This is a genomic window from Streptomyces sp. V1I1 (assembly GCF_030817355.1).
Lineage (GTDB): Bacteria > Actinomycetota > Actinomycetes > Streptomycetales > Streptomycetaceae > Streptomyces.
The window spans coordinates 7,618,018-7,640,268 of the sequence record NZ_JAUSZH010000001.1 but is presented as its reverse complement, the minus strand read 5'-3'; the positions used below and the strand labels follow the sequence as shown (position 1 = coordinate 7,640,268).

General features: G+C 70.4%; 13 protein-coding genes. All 13 read left to right on the top strand.

All coding sequences use genetic code 11. The annotated features are described in order from the left end of the window. Positions 1–16 precede the first annotated feature (16 nt). Genes QFZ67_RS35760 through QFZ67_RS35700 form a run of 13 tightly spaced genes read left to right on the top strand, consistent with a single transcriptional unit; the run spans position 17 to position 22,231 of the window. On the top strand, positions 17–2,146 hold the full coding sequence (locus QFZ67_RS35760; RefSeq protein ID WP_307665188.1) for an ATP-binding protein: 2,130 nt from the start codon (positions 17–19) through the stop codon (positions 2,144–2,146). Between the two features lie 35 nt (positions 2,147–2,181). Further along, positions 2,182–2,433: a hypothetical protein gene (locus QFZ67_RS35755; RefSeq protein WP_307665187.1), complete on the top strand. Its 252-nt coding sequence runs from the start codon at positions 2,182–2,184 to the stop codon at positions 2,431–2,433. After that, positions 2,430–8,891: a DUF4157 domain-containing protein gene (locus tag QFZ67_RS35750; protein WP_307665186.1), complete on the top strand. Its 6,462-nt coding sequence runs from the start codon at positions 2,430–2,432 to the stop codon at positions 8,889–8,891. The genes QFZ67_RS35755 and QFZ67_RS35750 overlap by 4 nt, the downstream gene beginning before the upstream one ends. A gap of 44 nt (positions 8,892–8,935) precedes the next feature. After that, positions 8,936–9,637, top strand: a complete 702-nt coding sequence (locus tag QFZ67_RS35745; protein WP_307665185.1) for a hypothetical protein — start codon at positions 8,936–8,938, stop codon at positions 9,635–9,637. Beyond that, positions 9,634–10,299, top strand: coding sequence for a hypothetical protein (locus QFZ67_RS35740; RefSeq protein ID WP_307665184.1), 666 nt, complete (start codon positions 9,634–9,636; stop codon positions 10,297–10,299). The genes QFZ67_RS35745 and QFZ67_RS35740 overlap by 4 nt, the downstream gene beginning before the upstream one ends. Before the next feature lie 3 nt (positions 10,300–10,302). Beyond that, positions 10,303–10,653: a hypothetical protein gene (locus tag QFZ67_RS35735; protein WP_307665183.1), complete on the top strand. Its 351-nt coding sequence runs from the start codon at positions 10,303–10,305 to the stop codon at positions 10,651–10,653. After that, entirely contained in the window at positions 10,646–11,785 is a 1,140-nt protein-coding gene (locus QFZ67_RS35730) for a hypothetical protein (RefSeq protein ID WP_307665182.1), read from the top strand. Before QFZ67_RS35735 ends, QFZ67_RS35730 begins: the two co-directional genes overlap by 8 nt. Before the next feature lie 26 nt (positions 11,786–11,811). After that, the gene (locus QFZ67_RS35725; protein WP_307665181.1) at positions 11,812–12,339 is read left to right on the top strand and encodes a phage baseplate assembly protein V; all 528 of its coding nucleotides are present in this window, start codon (positions 11,812–11,814) and stop codon (positions 12,337–12,339) included. Positions 12,340–12,368: 29 nt separating this feature from the next. Further along, the gene (locus QFZ67_RS35720) at positions 12,369–12,710 is read left to right on the top strand and encodes a hypothetical protein (protein ID WP_307665180.1); all 342 of its coding nucleotides are present in this window, start codon (positions 12,369–12,371) and stop codon (positions 12,708–12,710) included. Then, on the top strand, positions 12,707–13,090 hold the full coding sequence (locus QFZ67_RS35715; RefSeq protein ID WP_307665179.1) for a GPW/gp25 family protein: 384 nt from the start codon (positions 12,707–12,709) through the stop codon (positions 13,088–13,090). Before QFZ67_RS35720 ends, QFZ67_RS35715 begins: the two co-directional genes overlap by 4 nt. After that, the gene (locus QFZ67_RS35710; protein ID WP_307665178.1) at positions 13,087–16,281 is read left to right on the top strand and encodes a putative baseplate assembly protein; all 3,195 of its coding nucleotides are present in this window, start codon (positions 13,087–13,089) and stop codon (positions 16,279–16,281) included. Before QFZ67_RS35715 ends, QFZ67_RS35710 begins: the two co-directional genes overlap by 4 nt. Next, positions 16,278–20,075, top strand: coding sequence for a putative baseplate assembly protein (locus QFZ67_RS35705; protein WP_307665177.1), 3,798 nt, complete (start codon positions 16,278–16,280; stop codon positions 20,073–20,075). Before QFZ67_RS35710 ends, QFZ67_RS35705 begins: the two co-directional genes overlap by 4 nt. Further along, positions 20,072–22,231 (top strand): hypothetical protein, encoded by a 2,160-nt coding sequence (locus QFZ67_RS35700; RefSeq protein WP_307665176.1) that lies wholly within the window; start codon positions 20,072–20,074, stop codon positions 22,229–22,231. The genes QFZ67_RS35705 and QFZ67_RS35700 overlap by 4 nt, the downstream gene beginning before the upstream one ends. Positions 22,232–22,251 lie beyond the last annotated feature (20 nt).

Below are 22,251 nucleotides of genomic sequence, written 5' to 3'. Positions count from 1 at the left end.
GGGGGCGGGTGAGTGTATGGGGACGTACGAGTCGACTGGTGCGTCGGCGAACGCCGGTGCGGACGGGCGGGCGCTGTTCGCGGCCGTACGATCCGTGCTCGCCCGCGTGGACGCCCATGCGGCTCGGCCGCAGGGACGGCCTGTACCCGGGCGGGGCGACACGGATCAGCGGCACGCTACCCAGGGGCCCGCGCGGCAGGACGGCGATGCGAGCGCCGCGGCGCCCCTGCGGCGGAGCGACCTCGCTGCCTCAGGCAACACCCCCACCGCGGCAGACGGCGGCGAACCGGCATCCCAGGACCGCCTCGCAGCCGCCCCAGGGACCCCCGAGCTCACCGCCGTCCGCGGGCCGGCCACCCTTGACGCGCTCGTCGCCTGCTTCGGGCTGAGTCCCTTCGAGCGTGACGTGATCCTGCTCGCCGCAGGCGCTGAGCTCGACCCAACCACCGGCGGCCGGTGCGCAGCAGCCTGCGGAGACCCGGAGCGTGCGTACCCGACCTTCTCGCTCGCCCTCGCCGCGCTCGGCGGACCGCACTGGAGCGCTCTCACGCCCGTCGCCCCGCTGCGCCGCTGGCGGCTCGTCGAGCTGGACGACGAGACCCGGCTGACCACCTCCCGGCTGCGGCTCGACGAGCGCATCCTGCACTTCCTGGTCGGTTCGCCCTACCTGGACTCCCGGTTGCACGGGCTGTTGCGCCGTACGCCCGTACCGGAGTCCCTGCCCGCCTCGTACGACCTCGCCGCGAGCCGGGTGGCCGCGAGCTGGGCCGGAGCGGGCCCGCACGCCCCGCTGCGTGTCGAGCTGGTCGGCGGCGATCTGCGGACCCGTGCCGACATCGCCGCCGCGGCCGCCCGCCGCTCCGGACTCGGCCTGTACGCGATGGCCGCCGACGACATGCCCACCGACCCCGTGGAGCGCGACCGGCTCGCCCGTCTGTGGCAGCGAGAGGCGATCCTGCTGCCCGCCGCCCTGCTCGTGGAGGTCGGCGAACTCGACCGCGAACAGGCCGCGGCCACCGACGCGTTCATCGAGAGCGCGGCCGTCCCGCTCGTCGTCTCCAGCCCCGATCCGCGGCAGACCGCCCGCCCGCGCGGCGAGCGCGTGACCGTGCCCGCGCTGGACACCGAGGAGCAGCTGGGGGTGTGGGCGGACGCGTTCGAGGCCGTACCGGAGGTGTCACAGGAGGACTTGAAGGATCTCGTCGAGCAGTTCTCGCTGCCGCCGCATCTGATCCGGTCCGCCGGCGCGGCCGTCGTACGGGATCTGCCCGATGAGGACGAGCTGGACGCCACCGGGCTCGCCTGGCGGGCCGGACTCACCGAGGCCCGGATGGGCATGGACGAGCTGGGCCGGCGCATCGAGCCGCAGGCGGCGTGGGGCGATCTGGTGCTGGCGGAGCGGCAGTTGCGGATTCTGCGCGAGATCGTCGCGCATGTGCGTCAGCGCTCGACCGTCTACCAGGAGTGGGGCTTCGCCGCGACGCTGCGCCGCGGCCTCGGCGTCACCGCGCTGTTCGCGGGCGGCTCCGGCACCGGAAAGACCCTCGCCGCCGAGGTGATGGCGAAGGAGCTGGGTCTCGATCTCTTCATCATCGATCTCTCGCAAGTCGTCAGCAAATACATCGGCGAGACCGAGAAGAACCTCCGCAAGGTCTTCGACGCTGCCGAACGCGGCGGCGCGCTGCTGCTGTTCGACGAGGCGGACGCCCTCTTCGGCAAGCGCAGCGAGGTCAAGGACAGTCATGACAGGTACGCCAACCTCGAGGTCAGCTATCTGCTGATGCGGATGGAGGCGTACCGGGGCCTCGCGATCCTGACGACCAATATGAAGCAGGCGCTGGACACCGCGTTCATGCGCCGTATCCGCTTCGTCGTCGACTTCCCCTTCCCCGGCGAGAGCGAACGCGCCGAGATCTGGCGACGGGTGCTGCCCGCGCGGGCCCCGATGAAGGGCGTCGATCCGGAGCTGCTGGCCCGGCTGACGGTGGCGGGCGGCTCCATCCGCAATATCGCGCTGTCGGGCGCCTTCCTCGCGGCGGAGGAGGGCGACCGGCTCCAGATGCGTCACATGCTGGAGGCGGCGCGTACCGAATACCTCAAGCTGGACCGCTCCTTGACGCCCTCGGAGGTCCACGGATGGGTCTGAAAAACGATCTGAACGAGGCTCCACGGACGGTTCGTGTGGACATCGGCGAGCTGGTGCTCGACGGTTTCGAGCGGCTTGACCCCGACCGGGTGTCGGCCGCCTTCGAGGCCGAGCTGGCCCGGCTGGTACGGGAGCGGGGCGTGCCGCTGGCCGCGGACGGCGGGCGGGCCCTGGACGCGCTGTCCGGGCTGCCGCCGCTGCCCGCCACCACCTCGCCGGGGCGGCTCGGCGAGGCGCTGGCACGTGCGGTGCACGCGGGTCTTTCGGGTCGGGGTGAGCCGCGATGAGTACGTCCCATGCCCAGGACACCCAGGCGGCACAGGCCGAACGGCGGCGCAAGCGCAAGGAGCGGGCCAAGTCCCGTACCCCGGAGCCGAAGAACATCGTCAGCGGCGCCGGACAGCCGCTGGATCTGAGCGTACGGCGGGAGCTGGAGGAGCAGCTCGGCCACGACTTCAGCCGAGTGCGGCTGCACACGGACCGGGACGCGGGCGCGCTCACGGAGATGCTGGGCGCGGACGCGGTGGCGGTCGGCCAGGACATCTTCTTCCGCGAGGGAACCTACCGGCCGGGCACTGCGGACGGGCAGCGGCTGCTCGCCCATGAGCTGCTGCACACGGTGCAGAACCCGGACGGGCTCGGCGCGTTGCGTGCGGGCCGCGATCTGGGTGCGGTGAGCCTGCCGCAACAGGCGATGGAGCGCGAGGCGGAGTCGGCGGCCCAGGCCCTCGTACGGGACGAGGAGCAGGCCCCCGAGGTGGAGCCGGACCAGGCCACCCCCGGCTGGCTCCGCTACGCAACGGTCGACGCCGACCGCAACCGTATGGAGCAGCTGGACCCGGCAACGCTGGTGGACCGGCTGGCGAACGGTGTCCTGCGCTCACTGCGCGGCGATCCGGCGGACCTGTCGGGCCGCGTACGCCTCCAACTCGCCCGGATGTCACCACAGTTGCAGGACTCGGTGCTCGACCGGCTGGAAGTGCGACTGCTCTCGAACGAGTACGACCGCCTGCTGGACCTCGCCGAGGAGTCCGAAGCCAAGCCGGTAGACCTCCAGCCGGCCGAGGTGCCCGAGCCGGAGACGGACCTCTTCGAACTGCTGGGTGTCGAGCGCACCCAGTGGAAGCGCAAGGAAGAGGGCGGGCGCGAGGCCAAGGGAAAGAGGGGCGAGGACGCCCTCGAGGAGCAGAAGGACGCCAAGGCGCGCGACGAAACGCGCGGCGGCGACCGGAGCAGGGCTCAGTCGGACGCCGCGGCCGAGGAGGCGGAAGCCGCCCGGCGCACGGAGCAGGAGGACGAGCGCGCCCAGGCCCGGCAGCAGGCCGCGCAGGAGCAGCAGCAGGAAGAGGAGAAGCAGGGCCAGGACCGTCAGCGGGTGGACGAGGCCGCCGACAAGCGGGCGCAGGGGCAGCAGGAGGACGCCGAGCAGGCGAAGGAGGAGCGCAAGGAGCAGCGGGACCGGGAGGAGCAGGACCCCGAGCAGGCCAACGCCCCGGGTGCCGACAAGCGCAAGCGCAAGGACGACGCGAACAAGCCCGCGGACGGGTCGAAGCAGGAGAACGTCGACCCGAAGGCCAAGGGGCAGCCCGGGCCTGTGCGCCCGGAGAAGGTGGACGAGCGGGCGGAGCAGCGGGACAGCGCGCTGTCCGAGCACGGCCTGCACGAGAAGGACGAGGACGAGGGCGACCCGCGCGAGGAAGAGAAACCGCTTGGGCTCGAGGCGGGCGCGGACAAGGAGATCGGCGGCGAGGAGGGCGACCGGGCCAAGGGCGGTGGCGCGGGCGAGGCCGAGCTGAAGCCCGAGGACTATCTGCCGGACACCGACCTCGATGTCTCGTCCGTTCCGACTGCGGACAACCCCACGGCCACGGTGCCCACCTTCCCCACTCCCCCGCCGACGAAAGCCGAACAGGTCCAGGAACAGCGGGAGAACGATGCCGAGGAAGAAGAGGACGAGGACGCCCCGGAGGCGGAGGCCAAGCCGCCCGGTGCGGAGATGGGCCCGGTCGAGGGTGAGGCGCCGCAGCCCGAAGGCGGCCCGGCGGCCGAGGCAGGGGACCGCAGCGAGAAGGACCTCCAGCCTGAGAAGCCGGTGGACCAGGAGGTCGGCCCCGACCCGGAGACGGACGGCAGGCAGGAGCCGGAGCCCGAGGCGGAGAAGCAGGATCCGGAACAGCAGCGGGCCGCGGACGAGAAGGACTCGGACTCCGGCGACGGCGACGGCGAGGAGCAGCCGGACGCCAAGAGCGCCGAGGACCAGCAGGAGGAACGCAAAGAGCAGGCGGAACAGGACGCCAAGCCCCGGCCGGGGGCTGCCGGTTCCTCGACGGGTGCGCCGGACGCGGGCGTTGCCACCAGTACGGCGGCGTCCGCGACCCCGCCGGCGGGCGCACACACGGAACGGACCTCGGTAGAAGACCGCAGGCCCTCCCCCGCCGCGCGCCGGGTCGCGGACTCCGCGAAGGGCGACCACGAGGCGTCGGCGCCCAAGAGCTCGGTGCCCAAGGAGAGCGGTCCGGGAGCGGCGCCGAGCGGTGTGATCGGCGGCAGCAGTACGGCGGGGCCGAGCGCCGCGGCCGGACCTGGCGGCGCACCGTCGGTCGCGCAGGCCGCCGTGAGCCCCGCGGCTGAACAGGCGGAAAGCCCCGGGAAGTTCGGCGCTCCCGCGCCGGAGGGGGCAAAGGCCCAGCCGGAGGCGTCGCTGGAGAAGGACGGGGGCGGCTGCGCCCCGCCGGAGCCCGCGGCGGAGAAGGACGAGGGCGGCGGCAGCTGCGGCGGCGGAGGCGGTGGGGCAGCTCCCGAGGAGAAGCAGCAGGAGCCGCCGGACGTCTCGGGCCAGGACCCGAAGGCCGCCATCGGTACGGTCAGCAAGCTGGCGCCGGACCAGGCGGCGGCCGCAATGCCCGGTGTGGACGCCGCGGCGGACAAGAAGGTCGGCGAGGAGCAGCGGCGCCTGGCCGCCAACCCGCCTACGCGGGAACGCCCCTCGGGCGCGCCCCAGACCCAGTCGGCTCCGCCACAGGCGGCTGCGCCCGCCGCCCAGGTGACGGGCAAGGTCGAGAAACTGGGCCCCGAGGAGCAGGCCGAGAAGCAGAAGGCCAAGGGCAGCGAGAAGGCGGAGGGCGCGAAGCCCACCGACAACACTCCCCCGCCGCCTGCGCCGGTGGCTGCCGAGCTGACCGCTGAAGAGGCGAAGAACGTCGAAGCCGCGGCCGACGCGGTCCCGACCGTCGACCCGGAACTGCAGAACAAGACGGTCGGCCCCGCTCCCAAGATCAGGCTGGAGGGCGAGAGCGACCCGAAGCGCACGGACGACCAGGCCAAGGCGCTCAAGGAGAAGCAGTCCGACATCCAGAGCACGGGTCGTGAGGACGCGGCCAAGCCGATGGGCGAGGACCAGATCTTCCCCAACGCGCCCCAGGAGCAGTTGGTCGGCAAGGCCACGGGTGGCGGAAAGCGGGGCGGCGGGGGCGGTCTCGAGGCCGGGTCCGCGCCCAAGGCCGGTGTCGGCGCGGTCGCCAAGCAGGAACGCGGCTCGGAGATCCAGGGGGCCGCGGGCCAGGCCCAGGGCGATCTGGTCGCCAAGGAGAAGGAACAGAAGCAGGGCGAGCAGCAGGCCAAGCAGGAGAAGCAGACCGAGATCGACCGCGAGGTCACTCAGAACACGGAGAAGCAGACGGCCGAGCGGGGCCGGGCCGCGGATGAAGCTCAGCGGGAGCGCGAGAACTGGCGCGCCGAGCAGGACACGAAGATCGAGGACGCGGACACCAAGTCCGAGAAGGAACACACCAGCAAGAACAAGGAGATCGTCAAAGCCCGCGACGACAAGGACAAGGAAGTAGGTGAGCGGAAGGACAAGGACAACAAGCAGATCGACACGGAGCGCGAGAACGCAGAGAAGGAGGCCGAGAAGAAGAAGGAAGAGGAGAAGCCGTCGGGCGGCTTCTTCGGCTGGATCGCCGACAAGGTGAAGGGATTCTTCACCGCGCTCCTGGAAGCGGTCACGAAAGTCTTCGATGCCGCGCGCAAGGCGGTCAACGGCATCATCGACACGTTCAAGGAGTGGGCCAACAAGGCCATCGACTTCGTACGCGACCTCGCGATCAAGGCGATCAACGTGCTGGCGGACGCGCTGATCGCCATCGGAGACGTGCTGCTCGCGGCCTTCCCGGAGCTACGTGACAAGTTCCGCAAGGCGATCGAGGGCTTGCGCGACAAGGCGATCGCGAAGGTCAACGAGCTGGCGGACGGCCTGAAGAAGGCCGTGAACGCCCTGCTCGATGCCCTTGCCGCGGGCCTGAACAAACTCCTCGACGTGCTCGAGGCGGGCATCAAGGCCATCATCAAGCTCTACCAGGCCGTCATCCTGGGCGCGATCAAGTTCGCCCAGGCGGCGATCGAGGCGCTCGGCAAGTTCGCGGCACTGGTCGCGGACATCGCCCCGGACCCGGGCGGCTGGCTGAGCAAGGCGGGCAGCTCGGCGAAGTCCGGTATTCAGGACCACCTTTGGGGCGCGATCAAGACGGGCGTCAAGCGGTGGTTCGACACCAAGGTCGAGGGCATCCTCGGGCTCGGCAAGGCCGTGATCAACGTCCTGGTGAAGGGCTGCGTCTCGATCAAGCAGATCGGGAAGATGGCGTGGGACGCGATCATCGCGTCGCTGCCGATGATGATCGCGTCGATCGTGATCGAGAAGGTCGTCTCGATGCTGGTGCCGGCGGCGGGCGCGATCCTGACGATCGTGCAGGGCCTGATGGCGGCGTGGCAGAGCCTGAGCTCGATCCTGAACGCCTTCAGCAAGTTCTGGGCGTACTTGAAGGCGGTGAAGGCGGGCCCGGCGGCCTGCCTGTTCGCGGAGGCGGTCGCGGCGGGGATCGTGGCGCTGCTGGACTTCATCGCCAACTTCTTGATGATCCGTCTGGCGGGTGCGACGAAGGGCGTGGGCAAGCGCCTCAAGGCGATGGCCGAGAAGATCATGAAGGGCCTGAAAAAGACAGGCAAGGGCGCGAAGCAGGCGGCGGGCGACGCGGTGAACAAGGCCCGGGGCGCGGTGCGTAGTGCCCAGGAGGCGCTGAGGAAGCCGACGGGCCCGGCAAAGCCGAAGGGCCCGAGGGTCCCGAAGAACCGCTCGACGTCGACGGACCGGGGGCCGGGGGCGAACCGCAGCCCACAGACCACGAGCCATGACAGGCCGACGAGCAAGACTCCGGACAAGGAGCGAGACCGGAGCCGGGACGAGTCCCAGGACAAGCTGCACAAGGACAAGGAGTCGGCGAAGAGCCAACAGGAAGGCGGCCGCGACTCCACACCCACCAAGCATCGAACACCAGACCAGAAGCCTGACCTGACCAAGGACAAGACGCCCGACGCGCCAAAGAAGAAGAAAGAAACCGAGGCCCCGAAGCGGACGAAGCCACGCAAGTCGAAGTCTCCGCTGGGCAAGGCGCTTCAGAAGATCAAGGGCAAGGTCAAGTCAGCACTGAAGAAGGTACGCAACGCGGGCAAGTCCCTTGGCAAGAAGCTCCGCAAGAGCAAGGTCGGCCAGGCGCTCAAGAACAGCGCAAAGAAGGTGCGCGACTTCTTCAAGAAGAAGCGCGACCGCATGCGCGACGAGAAGAAAAGGCGTACGAACCACAAGAAGCAAAGCCGCGACCAGCGCAGGAAGAAGGAGAACTCTCCGGAAGCGAAGCAGGCACGCCTGGCGAGGGCTGTTGCCAGGATCCGTCCCATTGAGGAACGCAAACTGCGGCCGGGCATGCATCGCATGACGCACCTCGGACTCCTTGCTGGACTGCGCCGCTGGTTCCGACTCACCGACCTGTCAAGGCTGAATCCGCCGCACTTCCAAGTGATGGCCAAACTCAACCCGACACTGCCGGTCATTCCGGGCGAGTTCGACCAGGGAGACGGCGTCGACTACCTCGACACGGAACAGCCGGACAAGAAGCTCCCGCCGGTCAAGGCTCCGAACTTCAGGGACAACAGACTGATCTCCAGCTTCACAGCGGAGTACCTCAACAAGGAGTTCGGCCGGAAAGGCCAGGAGGCTAGGCAGCGCACTCCCGATGCCATTGGATTCCGGTACATCAACGACCACATCGACAACACGGGCAACGACAACGAGCGATGGAGTCGTACGCATCTTCTGCCGCGCGAACTGGGCGGAACCATCGAGAACGAGAACCTCGTACCCGCCAGGCAGTACAAGAACATGGCACTCCGGCCGGTCGAGGCCCCTGCGGCCGCGGAGATCAGCAGCGGCAAGGACATCGCCTGGTACTCGATAAACATCCAGTACTGGAGCGAGAAGGCCGGAGACAGCCGCTACCCCGGAGACACGCGTCCGCCCGGATTCCCGAGCTCGATCGAGGCGAGTTGGGGCCGCTACAAGCCCAAGCCCGGGAAGCGCGGCGACAGCCGCAGCGACTGGAACAAGATCGACACACCGGTGAACACCGTTTCGATCGGCCCTCTGGAGGAGCCACCCATCCCCGACGAGGTGTCGGAGATCGACATCAACAGCGAGACCGACCTCTACCGTATGCGGCTTGTCCTGCAGGTGGACGAGCCCTACGTCAACGCCATCGTCGCGCTGCGCGATGAGGCGGACTTCACCGACATCAGCAGCGTGATCAACAGGCTGAAGGCATCACGCCGAGGAAGGCCTGGCCGGCCGTTCGCCAATCTCGAAAGACTCCGCAAGCGGCTGGAGCAGTTGAAACGAGAGGGCCGACTGGAGTTCTAGTTTGCAGTGGAAGCGACGGCCCGACATCTGGAAAGAGAACGCACGTGAAGCCATTGACACCGAACGAGGAACGGCACCAGGAGTCCCTCGACGAGCTACGCCACAGCGAAGCATTCGATGTGCTGTTCGACGAGCAGCAGAAGCTGTGGTTCGCACTGGACGAGTTTCTTCCGCTGTCCGATACAAAGGCAGAGTGGGCGGACCTGACACTGGGTCCGGAGCTGCTGAGCTGCTCTCTGCGCTTCAAGCGCATCTCCGGCCAATGGCGACTTGTCGGGTCCCGTCACGAGCTCGCGGGAGAATTCAGCCTCCCGCACTTCTACAAGGCCCTGATCGGCGCCTCCCCACGCCCCACATCCGACGCCTCGGAGAGCGACCGCCAGCTGTTCTCGGAGCTGCGGATCATCGATTCCACGCCGCGCGACGCAACCGGCCAGGCGGCCTTTGTGCGCATTCAGCCTGGCAAGGACCCCTTGGAGATCTGGTATCAGGACAGGGATCTGTACGATGCCATTGCCAACCCGCAGGCGTGCGTGAGGACCAGTCTCAACTACTGCGATTACCTGGACGCACTGCGGCTGACCAAAGGTACCTTCGGCTGGCAACTCCTGTTCGCCGACGTAACTCTCCGGGACACACTTCAGCACCGCGCGGAAAAGCTCACCGAAATGCTCGAGACCTTTCCCACCGCGTTTCCCGCCCATGACTACACAGCGCTCACTCAGCGTTTGGAGGCCCGGCTGTGACCCGCTACGCAGACATACCCAAGCCCATCCGCTCCGGCATCGTCGTCGTCGACCCCGAACGCGGAACCCCCCAACGCATCATCGTCCTCCAGTTCAACCCCGACACCCTCGAACGCTCCCTCGCCCCCCAAGCCGCCGGCGGAGGCGGTGACAGCGGCGGAGGGGGCAGCGGAGGAGACCGGAACGAGGCCCTACGCCTCAAGGGGCCCGCCGAGGAGAGCTGGAAGTTCACCGCCGAGATCGACGCCACCGATCAGTTCGAGGTCGCCGCGCCCGACGGGATCCATCCCCAACTCGCCACGCTCGAGATGCTGGTGCATCCCACCTCCGCTCAGCTCCGCGAGGCCTCCCGCCTGACCAAGAAGGGCACCATCGAGATCAGCCCGATCGAGATGCCGCTGACCCTTTTCACATGGGGGAGCAAGCGCGTCATGCCCGTGCGGCTCACCGAACTGTCGATCAACGAGTCGGCGTTCGACGTCAACCTCAATCCCATACGGGCAAGCCTCGGAATCGGCATGAAGGTCCTCAGCGTGAGCGACCTGCCGGCCGGGCATCGGGGGGCCGACCTGTATCTCGCGCATCTGGCGCAGAAGGAGCGGCTGGCCAGAGCCGCAAGAGGCGGGCGGCTGGCGGAACTTGGGCTGGGACGGGGGCTGTAGGACGTGATTGATCCTTATGAGAGTGCGCTGGACGCGATACCCGGGGCCCACCCCTACCCTCGCACCAGCCGGTACCACGACGCCGAGATCGGAGTGCACCGCCTGCCCGACGGCACCGAAGTGCGCTATACGAAGCGGCGGTTGCTGCCCCCGCTCGGCGAGGCCGCCGACGAGACCGCGCCGCACACCGTGAACAGCGGTGAGCGGGTCGACCACCTCGGGCAGCGCTATTTCGGCGACCCCGGCCAGTGGTGGCAGATCGCGGACGCCAACCCCGTCCTCGACCCGGGCGAGCTGACCGCCGAGCCGGGGCGGGAGATCGATATTCCTCTGCCGGGTGGGTTCCATGGCTGATGAGCCCATCGGGAGCGGGCCCGTACATCTCAACCTGCGCATGGGGCCCAAGCTCACCCGCCCCGTGCCGGCCGAGGTGACCGAGGCGCTGCTGTCCGCGCAGATCACCATGACCGCCGGGGAACGGAGCGGGTTCCAGCTCGCCTTCGACCTGACCAAGAGGGGGCTGATCACACAGCGGCTGCTGCCCGAGGGGTTCTTCGACCCGAAGACCCGGGTCATCGTCCTCACCTCGATCAAGGGGACCCCCACGGTCATCCTGGACGGGCTGATCGTGCGGCAGGAGGTGGGGGCGAGCAATATCCCGGGGCAGACCACCCTCACCGTCACCGGCGAAGACCTGACCCTGCTCATGGACCTGGAGGAGCGCACCGATCGGTATCCGAATCTGGCTCCTTCGAAGCGCGTCGAGCGGATTCTCCAGAAGTACGCCGACTACGGGATCGACCCCCGGATCGTCCGCGAGCAAGTGCACCAGCCACCCCACGAGTTGCTGCGCGTCGACTACCAGACCGGCACCGATCTGCAGTACGTGAACGAGCTGGCCAGGGCGAACGGTTACACCTTCTACCTCGATCCCGGACCCCGCCCCGGCCGGTCCACGGCTTTCTGGGGACCTGAGCAGCGCCTCGGCGAGCGTCAGCACGCGCTCAACGTCAACATGGACGTCAACTCCACCGTCGACCAGCTGACTTTCGCGTACGACGGGACAGCGCGCGAAGAGCCGCAGGCGCGCTGGCAGGACCCCCGGACGCGGGACGCGCAGCTCCTCCCCCAGCCCGACATCAGCCCGCTGCGCCCGCCGCTGGGCCGCCGCGCCTCGCCCGCCCTCAAGCGGAAGACGCTCTCCGGGACCGCGAAGAAGGCCCTGGAGCAGGCCCAGGCCGAGATGCTGGGCCGCGCCGCGACCTCCGCCGACGCGATCTCCGGTTCCGGGCAGCTCGACGTCAACCGGCACGGATACGTGCTGCGGCCGCGCGAGCTGGTCGGAGTGCGCGGGGCCGGGGTGACATACGACGGCGACTACTACGTCAAGTCCGTCACCCACAATCTGCGCCCCGGCTCGTACCAGCAGAACTTCACGCTCTCCCGCGAGGGCCTCATCGCCCGTAGCAACACAGTGCGTCCGTAAAGACGTAAGGACCAGGAGAACTTCGCATGGCTGCAGGACCGAACAACCGGTTTCTCGGCAAGTTCCGGGGGCGGGTGATCGACAACAAGGACCCGCTCAAGCTCGGCCGGATCACGGCCCAGGTCCCGGACGTGCTGGGCGACGAGGCCTCCACCTGGGCGCTGCCCTGCCTGCCGTTCACCGGGCGACAGGCGGGCCAGTACGTCGTCCCGCAGATCGGTGCGGGCGTGTGGATGGAGTTCGAGCAGGGGGATCCCAGCTTCCCCATCTGGACCGGGAGTTGGTACGGGGACGCCTCCGAGCTGCCGCCACGCGTGGCCGCGGAGCTGCCCGGCTCGCAGCCGGTGGTGATCCAGACGCCGGGCGATCACAAGCTGGTGATGTCGGACGTGCCCGGCGGCACGGGGATTCTGCTCGAGGCCAAGGGCGGGGCGTATATCCAGATCGACGAAAAGGGCGTGACCATCGGCAACGGCAAGGGCGCGTCCATCGTGCTGATCGGCGACGAGGTCAACATCAACGAGGGCCGGCTGATCGTGCCGAGGAAGCGATGAGCACAAGGACCAATGAAACGGGGAGAATCGTGTTGTCCGGGAATCTCGTGAGCGGCGGGTCCGCGATCAGCTGCCCGCACGGCGGCCGGGTCGTGCCCGCCTCCGCCCCGTCGTCCGGCGTCCGGATCGACGGCCATCAAGTGCCCACCGCCGCCGACGTCTTCATCGTCAGCGGCTGCCGCCACAGGATCGACGGCGTGCCGCATCCGTGCGCCACCGTCCGCTGGACGCCACACCGCGACAGCGTGCTCATCGACGGCTCGCCCGTGCTGCTGGACAGCACGTCCGCCCTCTGCTTCAGCGCCGCGCTGGTGCCGCAGGGCCCGGCGGTCGTCGCCTCGTCGTCGACACGGGGGGTGACCTCCCGATGAGGACGACGAGGACGAGGAGCGACATCGCCTTTCCCTTCCGCACCGACCGGCGGGGACGCACCGCCCACGCGGCGTACGACGAGCATGTGCGGGATCTGATCGAGCAGTTGCTCTTCACCAGCCCCGGCGAGCGCGTGATGCGCCCCGACTTCGGCTGCGGGCTCCTCGATCTGGTCTTCACGCCCAACAGCCCCGAGCTGGCCTCCGCGCTGGAGCTTTCGGTGCAGGCCTCGTTGCAGCGCTGGCTGGGCGAACTGATCGAGGTGGAAGCCCTGGACGTGGTGAGCGAGGAGAACGTGGTCCGGGTGTATCTGCGCTACGTGGTGCGCTCCACCGCGAGCCGGCGCGACGAGGTGTTCGAGGGGAGCGGCCCGGCATGAGCGGTACGAGCAAGGAGTTGGTCTGCCGTACGGACGGCAGGCGCACGAAGGTACGGGCGGCGCAGCTCGGCGGTGTGGACGCGGTCGAGGTCGGTGACGACGGGCTGACCCTCACCGTCACCTTCCTGGGCAAGGCGCCCCACGGCCTGTGCCCTGAGAACATACGCATCGACGGCGGCCGCCGGATCACGGACATCGAGGCCGTGGAGCTGTCCGTCGAACGCGAGGAGGACCCAGAGCTCGACGACCGGCTGTACGTCACGCTGGACCGGACCGGGGACACCTCCCGCTACCGGCTCTCGGTCGTGGACACGGATCCGTACGGACGGCCGGGCAGTGAGCCCTTCCCCGGCTTCGACCAGCGGTACTTCTCGGCCGAGTTCGAGTTCCGGCTCGACCGCCCCACCCCCTTCGACTGCAAGGACGAGCAGCCGGACTGCCCGCCCGCCTACGCTCCCGCGCCGGTCATCGACTACACCGCGCGCGACTACGACACGATCCGCCGCCTCATCCTGGACCGGCTGGCGCTGACGACCCCGGACTGGGTCGAACGCAATGCCGCCGACCTCGCCACGACGCTGGTCGAACTGCTGGCCCACACCGCGGACCGGATCAGCTATCAGCAGGACGCGGTCGCGACCGAGGCGTATCTCGACACGGCACGCCGCCGGGTCTCGGTGCGCCGTCACGTACGGCTCATCGACTATCCGATGCACGACGGCGTCAACGCGCGCGCGTTCGTCGCGGTCGAGACCGTACGGGCGCTGACGCTGGCGCCCGGCACCTTCCGCTTCGCCGCGGTCGACGTCCGTACGCTCGGGCCGCGCGACCGGCCCGAGATCGGCACCGTCGTCGACGACCGGGATCTGGCCGTGCTCGACGAGCGTGGTTCGGTGGAGGTGTTCGAGCCCGTCGTCGGCGACGAGCCGCTGGTGCTGCGCCCCGAGCACAACACGATCCGCTTCTGGACCTGGGGCGACGAGGTGTGCTCGCTGCCCAAGGGGGCCACCGCGGCGACGCTGCGGGACGAGTGGACCGATGAGGAGTGCGCCGCCAGAGCGCTGGATCTCTCCCCCGGCGACCTGCTGCTGTTCGAGGAGGTCCGCGGGGCGCGGTCCGGTACGCCGGGCGACGCCGACCCGGCCCACCGTCAGGCCGTACGCCTCACCTCCGTCACCCCGGCCGTGGACCGGCTGGCCGACCAGCCGGTCCTGGAGGTCACCTGGGCGCCGGAGGACGCGCTCGCCTTCCCCGTCTGTCTGTCGACGCGTGGCGGCCCGGACTGCGGGCCCGTGGAGGATGTGAGCGTGGCGCGCGGCAATGTCGCGCTCGTCGACCACGGCCGGTCGCTGACGTTCTGTGGCTCCGCGCCGGAGACGGTCACCGTGCCGCCCGCGCCGGCCGTCCTCGGGTCCTGCGATCCGTCCGGCTTCGGCTGCTGGGACCGTGATGAAGGCAACCCGACGGCGGATCTGATCAACTCCCGCCTGGAGCAGACCCGTTGTGGGGGCCTGCTGACCGCCGATCAGGTGCGGGAGCTGTTCACCGTCGTCGGCGAGGACGCGACCGGACGCGCCGGTCTCGGTCTGGAACTCGCGGGCCGGCGACGCGAAAAGGTCGTGCCGGGCACCGCGTACGCCCAGGCCGACGCGCTTGAGACGCTGCTGGCGCAGGTCGTCTACCCGGGCATCCCGCCGCGCTTCCGGCCGGTGCTGCAGCGCTCCCCCGTGGTCCAGTCCGTGCCGTTCCCCGAGCCGCGCCATGTGTCGGCCGGGCAGGCCGTGCGGCTTGCGGCGATTCCGGGCCGGGTCAGGCAGCGGCTGGTGGAGCTGTGGCGCAGCGCCCGCGACTGCGACGGTCTCACCGATGCGGAGATCGCCGAGCTGACCGTGCTGTTCGGGCTGCGGGTGCTGGAGCGTCTTGAGCTGCGCCGCCATCCGGTGCGTGCGCTGCGGGAGTTGCTGCATCGCAGCGGACGGCTGCTGGCGGCCAAGCTGCGCCGGATCGAGGTGCTGAGTGCCCGGGCGCGGGCCGGCGCGGTGCTCGATGACGGCGTCGCGTGGGAGATCACGCACACCTGGGGCCCTCAGTACGCGGCCGGGCTCGACCCGGACGAGCCGGTGCTGCGGGGGCCTGCCGCCGCCCTCGTACAGGATCCGCGGGCAGCGCTGCCCGCGGTGACGATCGCGGACGGCGACGAGCCGTGGACGCCGAAGCGGGATCTGCTCGACTCCGGCACGCGCGAGCGGCACTTCGTAGGCGAGCTGGAGGACGACGGCCGGATCGCGCTGCGGTTCGGGGACGGCCGGCACGGCGCCCGTCCGCAGCCGGGCGCCCGGCTTGAGCTGCACTACCGGCTCGGCGGCGGCACGGCCGGCAACGTGGGCGCGGAGGCCATCAACCACCTCGTCCTGTGCCGTGATCCGGAGGCTTCGGAGGCCGGGGACCCGCTGCCCGTCGCCGGTGTGCGCAATCCGCTGCCGGCCGTCGGCGGCACCGAGCCCGAACCGATCGAGCAGGTACGCCAGTTGGCCCCGCTCGACCTCAAGCGCACCCGGCTGCGGGCCGTCACCGCCGACGACTACGCGGCGCTGGCGTCGAAGCTGCCGGGGGTGCAGCGGGCGGCCGCCGAGATCCGCTGGACAGGCAGTGTGCAGGAGGCGCATGTCGCCATCGACGCGCAGGGCACGGGGGATCCCTCCCCGGAGCTGCTCGACTCGGTGTCGTACGCGCTGGAGAGCTACCGCCGGATCGGCCACGACCTGGTGGTCGGACCGGCCAGATCGGTGCCGCTGGACATCGCACTCACGGTGTGTGCCGCGCCCGGCCATCAGCACGGCCAGATCCTGGCCGAGCTGTACCGGCTGCTGGGCAGCCGTCGGCTGTCCGGCGGACGGATAGGCTTCTTCCACCCCGACGCGCTGAGCTTCGGCGAACCGGTACGGCTCAGCCGTCTGGTGGCCGTGGCTGCGGCCGTCCAGGGCGTGGAGAGCGTGACGGTGACCCGGCTTCGCCGGCTGTTCCGGGACAGCACCCTCGCGGCCCCTGACTACACAGACGACACAGACGACACCGCACTGGAGGCAGGCGTGCTGCGGCTCGGCCCGCTGGAGATCGCGCGTTGCGACAACGACCCCGACCGGCCGGAGCTCGGCCGGCTGTCGATCGAGCTCGGCGGAGGTGCCCGATGAGCGGCTCCTGCGGATGCGGCTGCGGTGGACACGACGAACGCCACGCGCCAGATGCCCTGTACAACCCGCCGGGCCGTACCTCCCTGGACTACCGGGTGGGAGAGTACGGCTCGTTCCTGGCTGCCATGCTCGACCGGCTCGCATCCCCCGCCTATCCGGCGCTGCGGGGGCTGACGGTCCGTACCCCGGACGATCCGGCGATCGGGCTGCTCGACTCCTGGGCGGTGGTCGGCGACCTGCTCACCTTCCACTCCGAGCGCATAGCCGACGAGGGCTATCTGCGCACCGCCAACGAGCACCGCTCGCTGGCCCTGCTCGGGCGTCTTGTGGGGCACAGGCCGCGGCCCGGAATCGCCGCCGACACGCATCTCGCGTACACGCTCGACCGGGATCCGCGGGCCGAGGACGTACCGGTGCTGATCCCGCGCGGCGCGCGCAGCAACAGCGTGCCCACCACCTCCGACGAGGAGTCGCAGGCCTTCGAGACCAGCGAGGACCTCGTCGCCCGCTGGGCCTGGAACGAGCTGGCGGTCCGCCGGCGCCGGCCGGCGCTGCTCACCCCGGACGATCTGCGCAAGCAGTCCGAGATCTTCGTCTCCGGGACCGGTACGTCCCTGCAGACCGGGGACAAGCTGCTCTTCGTCTTCGGCGCGGACAAGGACGCGGCCGGACAGCGGCTGCTGCTGCCCGTGGCGCGCGTCCGGATCGACCGGGACGACGATGTGACAGCGATCGGACTGCCGCAGTCCGCGCCGCCGTCGCTGACCGAGCTGGTGACGGAGCTGCGCGAGTGGATCACCGAGGACGAGCGGGAAGTCGAGGAGGGCGAGCCCACCCCCGACAACCCCAATCCGCGTCCTGTCAGCCGGATCATCGAGGCCTTCGACACGCAGGGGCTTGCGCCGCTGCGCGCCGATCTGGACGGAATCAAGACGCCCGCGCAGTTCGCCAGGCGGCTCGTAGATCCGCATGAGCGGCTCGCCGAGGCGCAGGCGATCGCCGCCCCGTACGAGGAAGTCGCCGCCTGGTTCGAGCAGTTGGAGGCCGTGGTCGGCGAGCTGATGGAACGCGCGGCCGATCTGGAGCCCTCCCGCCTCGAGCCTCCGGGCCCGGTGGCCGACGCCGCCTCTCCTGCCATGCGGGCGCTCGGCGCCGTACTTCCGGCGCTGCGCACCCGCGTGGTTCGGCCCCCGTCGGGCGCGCGCACGCTGTCGCACGATCCGGGCCGCAACTTCGCACCGGGCTCCGATCTGGGCGCGCAGCTGCTGTCCGCGCTCGATCCGCGGGTCGCGGACGGGATGTACACGGCGTGGCGGCAGGCGGCCCCAGCCGTGCCCGCGCTGCTGCGCGAGTTGCAGGCGATGCGGGTGACCGCCGCTCCCTTCGGGGCGACGGCGCCGCTCAAACCCGTACAGGACGACCGCGGGCGGGTCGTCCGGCAGACGGACTGGCCGCTCTCCGGATCGGCGCTGACGACCATGCGGGTCGTGTACGACACGGCGGGCCGCGTTCCGGTACGCGCCGAGTTCCAGCACATCGAGACCGGGTCCTCGGTGCAGCGGTCGGAGAACCTGCCCGCCGAGACGAGCTTCGGCCTGGGGCCCGGACGGGTCGTGCTGCAGACCCGCGTGGGCCAGGACCACGATCTGAGCTGGCTGACCAGGCGTCCTGCGGACTCTCAGGAGCCCGGTGTCACCGCACAGTTCACGTCCGGGCTGCCCGAGCGCATCGTGTTCGTGTCCCGGCCCGCCGAGGACGGTCGGGTGCATGTGGCCGTGCACAACGGCGAGCCGCTCAACTGGCTGCTGTCTCCCGGCGACCACAAGCAGGTCACGCACGGCGGGTTCGAGGTGACCGTGCGGTACACGGTCGGCAGCGAGCCGGCGAATGTCGAGGTCGGCATCACCACCGTGCCGGAGCAGGCGAACCGTCATGTCCTGTCGCTGGACTCCGTACAGGACGGGATCACCGTCGGCAGCTGGGTCGCGATCGAGCGTCCCCGTAAGGGTGCCGAGGGTCCGGACGGAATTCCCGGCGACAAGAAGCTCGCGCTTGTGACCACCCGTGTCACCGCCGTACGCACCGCCGCCTACACCAACTTCGGGATCACGGGCCGCGGCACCGAGCTCATCCTCGCCGACCCTTGGCTGGACGAGCACGACGTGCTGCTCTCGACGATCCGGGACGCCACCGTGCATGCGGGCGGGGAGGCGCTGCGACTGGCCGACGAGCCGCTCGGCGAGGACGTACACGGCAATGAGCTCGAACTGGCCGAGCTGTACGGCGGGTTGCGGCCGGGCCGTCATCTGGTGGTGTCGGGTGAGCGCACCGACATCCCGAACACGGCCGGAGTGCGCGGCACCGAACTGGCCGTGATCGCCGCCGTGGAGCAGCAGCTCGACCCGCGGCTGCCCGGCGACCATGTCCATACGAAGCTGACGCTCACGACGGATCTGGCCTACCGCTACCGCCGTGACACGGTCCGCATCCAGGGCAATGTGGTCCCGGCGACGCACGGCGAGAGCCGCGACGAACCGATCGGCAGCGGTGACGCCGACCGGACCAACCAGACGTTCGCGCTCTGGCAGTCGCCGCTGACCTGGCTGCCCGCCGACAATCCCCTGGGCGCGACGCCCACATTGGAGGTGCGCGTCGACGGGCTGCTGTGGCACGAGGTGGACAGTCTGGCCGGGCGCGGTCCGCGCGAGCGAAGCGAGATGGGGGTCCCCCCGGCCGAAGGCTGGGGGAGGGTCTATGTGTCCGGGACGGCCGGGGACGGGCGTACGACCGTTACCTTCGGCGACGGGGTGCACGGCGCGAGGCTGCCCACCGGGCAGGAGAACGTCCGGGCCCGGTACCGCTTCGGCACGGGCAAGGCCGCCAACGTGCGCGCCGACCGCATCACCCAGGCGATCACCCGGCCGCTGGGCGTCACCGCCGTCACCAATCCGCAGCCCGCGACGGGCGGCGCGGACGCCGACGGTCCGGGTCTCACCCGGCGCACGATCCCGCTCGCGGTCTCCGCGCTCGACCGGCTCGTGTCCGTCACGGACTACGAGGACTTCGCCCGCTCGCGGGCCGGCATAGGCCGGGCGGCGGCGCGCGAGATCTTCGACGGCCGGCGGCGGGTGCTGCATGTGACGGTCGCCGGGGTGGACGACATCGCCATCGCGGACGACTCCGAGGTGCTGCGCGCGCTGCGTTCCTCGCTGGCCGAGTACGGCGACTCGCGGCTGACGGTCCGCGTCGACGTGCGCGAGCTGGTGCTGCTGCTGCTCGCGGCAAAGGTGAAGGTCGCCCGCGACCACACCTGGACCGTGGTCGAGCCACGGCTGCGGCAGGCGCTACTGCGTGAATTCGGCAGCGGGCGGCGCGAGTTGGGCCGTCCGGCGCGGCTGTCCGAGGTGCTGGCGACCGCCCACAAGGTGCCCGGCGTCGACTACGTGGACGTCGACGTCTTCACCGGAGTTCCGGCGTCCGTCACGCCCGACGAGCTGACGCACCTCGCTCAGCAGCTCGCCGAGCCCCGTACCGCGGTCGGGGCCAGGCTCGCGGAGTACGACGAGGACGTGCACCGTGTCACCGCCGATGACGGTCAGACGCTCACCCACATCGCCGCCCGGTACGGCATTCCGCTCGCCGAACTGCTGCGGCTGAACCCGGACATCGCCGATACCCGGCGGCTCGAGAAGGGCCGGGCGGTGTTCGTCTTCCGCGGCATCCGGCCCGCGCAGCTCACCCTGCTCTCCCCGCATGTCGCGGACACGCTGATTCTGACGGAGGTCACCGCATGACGAGGGAACCTGACGGGCTCGCGGAGCTGCTCCCGCAGTGGCACCGCCTGCGGGACGCCGAGGGCGGGGAGCCACTGCGCGCCCTGCTCGCGGTGATCGCCGAGCAGGTCGACCGGGTGCGGGACGGGGTCGAGCAGAGTTACGAGGACTGGTTCGTGGAGACCGCGGCTGACTGGGTGCTGCCGTATCTCGGCGATCTGGTCGGCTACACCCCGCTGCCGGGCTACGAACGGGTGCAGGCGAAGGGCCTTGAGGGCGCGGACGGGGACGATTCGCGCAGCCGCCTCGCCGAGGCCCTGGCACCGCGCCGCGATGTGGCCGCCACCGTCGCCAACCGGCGGCGCAAGGGGTCCCTCGCCCTGTTGGAGGAGCTGGCCGAGGACGTCGCGGGATGGCCTTCGCGGGCCGTGGAGTTCTCCAGGCTCGTCTCCCACCAGCAGCCGGTGAAGCTGTACGGATCGGGCACTGAGGCAGCCAACGCGCGCCGGCGGGACCGGGGCAGGCTCGTGGACGTACGGGAGGGGGCGGCGCTCGATCTGGCGGGCGGGCCGTTCGGCTCGGTCGCGCAGTCGGTGAATGTGCGGCGGGCGGGCTCGGCGCGCACGCAGGGCGGCTACTCCCCGGCGGGGGTGGGGCTGTTCGTCTGGCGACTGAAGCCGTACCACGTGACAGAGGCGCCCGCGTACTGCATCGACCGGGCCCGTAACCTCTACACCTTCTCGATTCTGGGCAATGACACGCCCCTGGTGACCAAGCCGGTGCCGGAGCCGTCCGCCACTCATGTCGCGACGATCGACAATGTGCCCGCGTACATCAGGCGCAGGCAGCTCGCCGACCGGCTCGCGGACTACTACGGGCCGGGCAAGAGCTTCACGATCTGGCGCGACGGGCAGGACGAGCCGGTGCCGCTGTCCGACATCGTGGTGGCGGATCTGACGGACTGGCGCTACCGCCCGAGGCGCGGGCAGGTGGCCGTCGACCCGGCGCTCGGCCGGATCGCCTTCGGGTCGCGGTCGGCGCCGCGGCAGGGCGTGTGGGTCACCTACCACTACGCGTTCGCGGACGACACGGGCGGCGGCGAGTACCCCCGCGAGCGTGGGACGCCGACGGCCGCGACGGTCTTCCGGGTCGGCCCCGGCCAGACGTACCAGCGGATCATGGACGCGTACAACGACTGGCGGGGCGAGAGGCGGTCGGGGCGCTGCGGCCCCGACGGCATCATCGAGATCACGCACAGCGGCGCCTACCAGGAGCAGCTGGACTTCGATCTGGACCCGGGCGACCGCCTTGAGCTGCGCGCGGCCGAGGGGACCCGGCCGGTGATCCGGCTGCTCGACTGGTACAGCAACCGGCCCGACGCGCTCAACATCCGTGCCCAGGAGGAGAGTGAGGGCGATGCCCCGCGGATCGTGCTCGACGGTCTGCTGATCACCGGTCGCGGGCTCAATGTCACCGGCCCTGTGGGCGCGGTCGTGCTGCGGCACTGCACGCTCGTGCCGGGGTGGTCGCTGGAGCCCGAGTGCGATCCGCACTCACCGGAGGAGCCGAGTCTGGTCCTGGACCGGACCACCGCGTGCGTGTCTGTCGACCGCAGCATCCTCGGCACCATCGAGGTGATCGGCGACGAGGTGAACCACGACCCGCTGGCCATCCACATCCGGGACAGCATCCTGGACGCCACCGGCCACGATCGGGCGGCGCTGTCCGCCCCCGACTGCCGCCACGCCCACGCCGTACTGCACGCGCACCGTACGACCGTCATCGGCGAAGTCCACACGCACGCCGTGGAGATCGCCGAGAACAGCATCTTCACCGGCCGGCTGCACGTGGCCCGGCGGGGCATCGGCTGTGTGCGCTTCTCGTACGTGCCTGCCGGCTCGCGCACTCCGCGCCGCCACCGCTGCCAGCCGGACCTGGTGGGCAAGGAGAACGCGCAGCTGGTCCGGCCGCTGTTCACCAGCGAGCGGTACGGCACGCCCGCGTACGGGCAACTGGCCGCGGGCTGCGCGGAAGAGATCCGGCGCGGCGCCGAGGACGCCGCCGAGATGGGCGCCTTCCACGACCTCTATCAGCCGCAGCGCGAGGACAGCCTGCGGGCCCGGCTCGCCGAGTACACCCCGGCCGGTACCGACGCCGGGATCATCGCCGTCACCTGATCCCGGTCACCCGACACGAC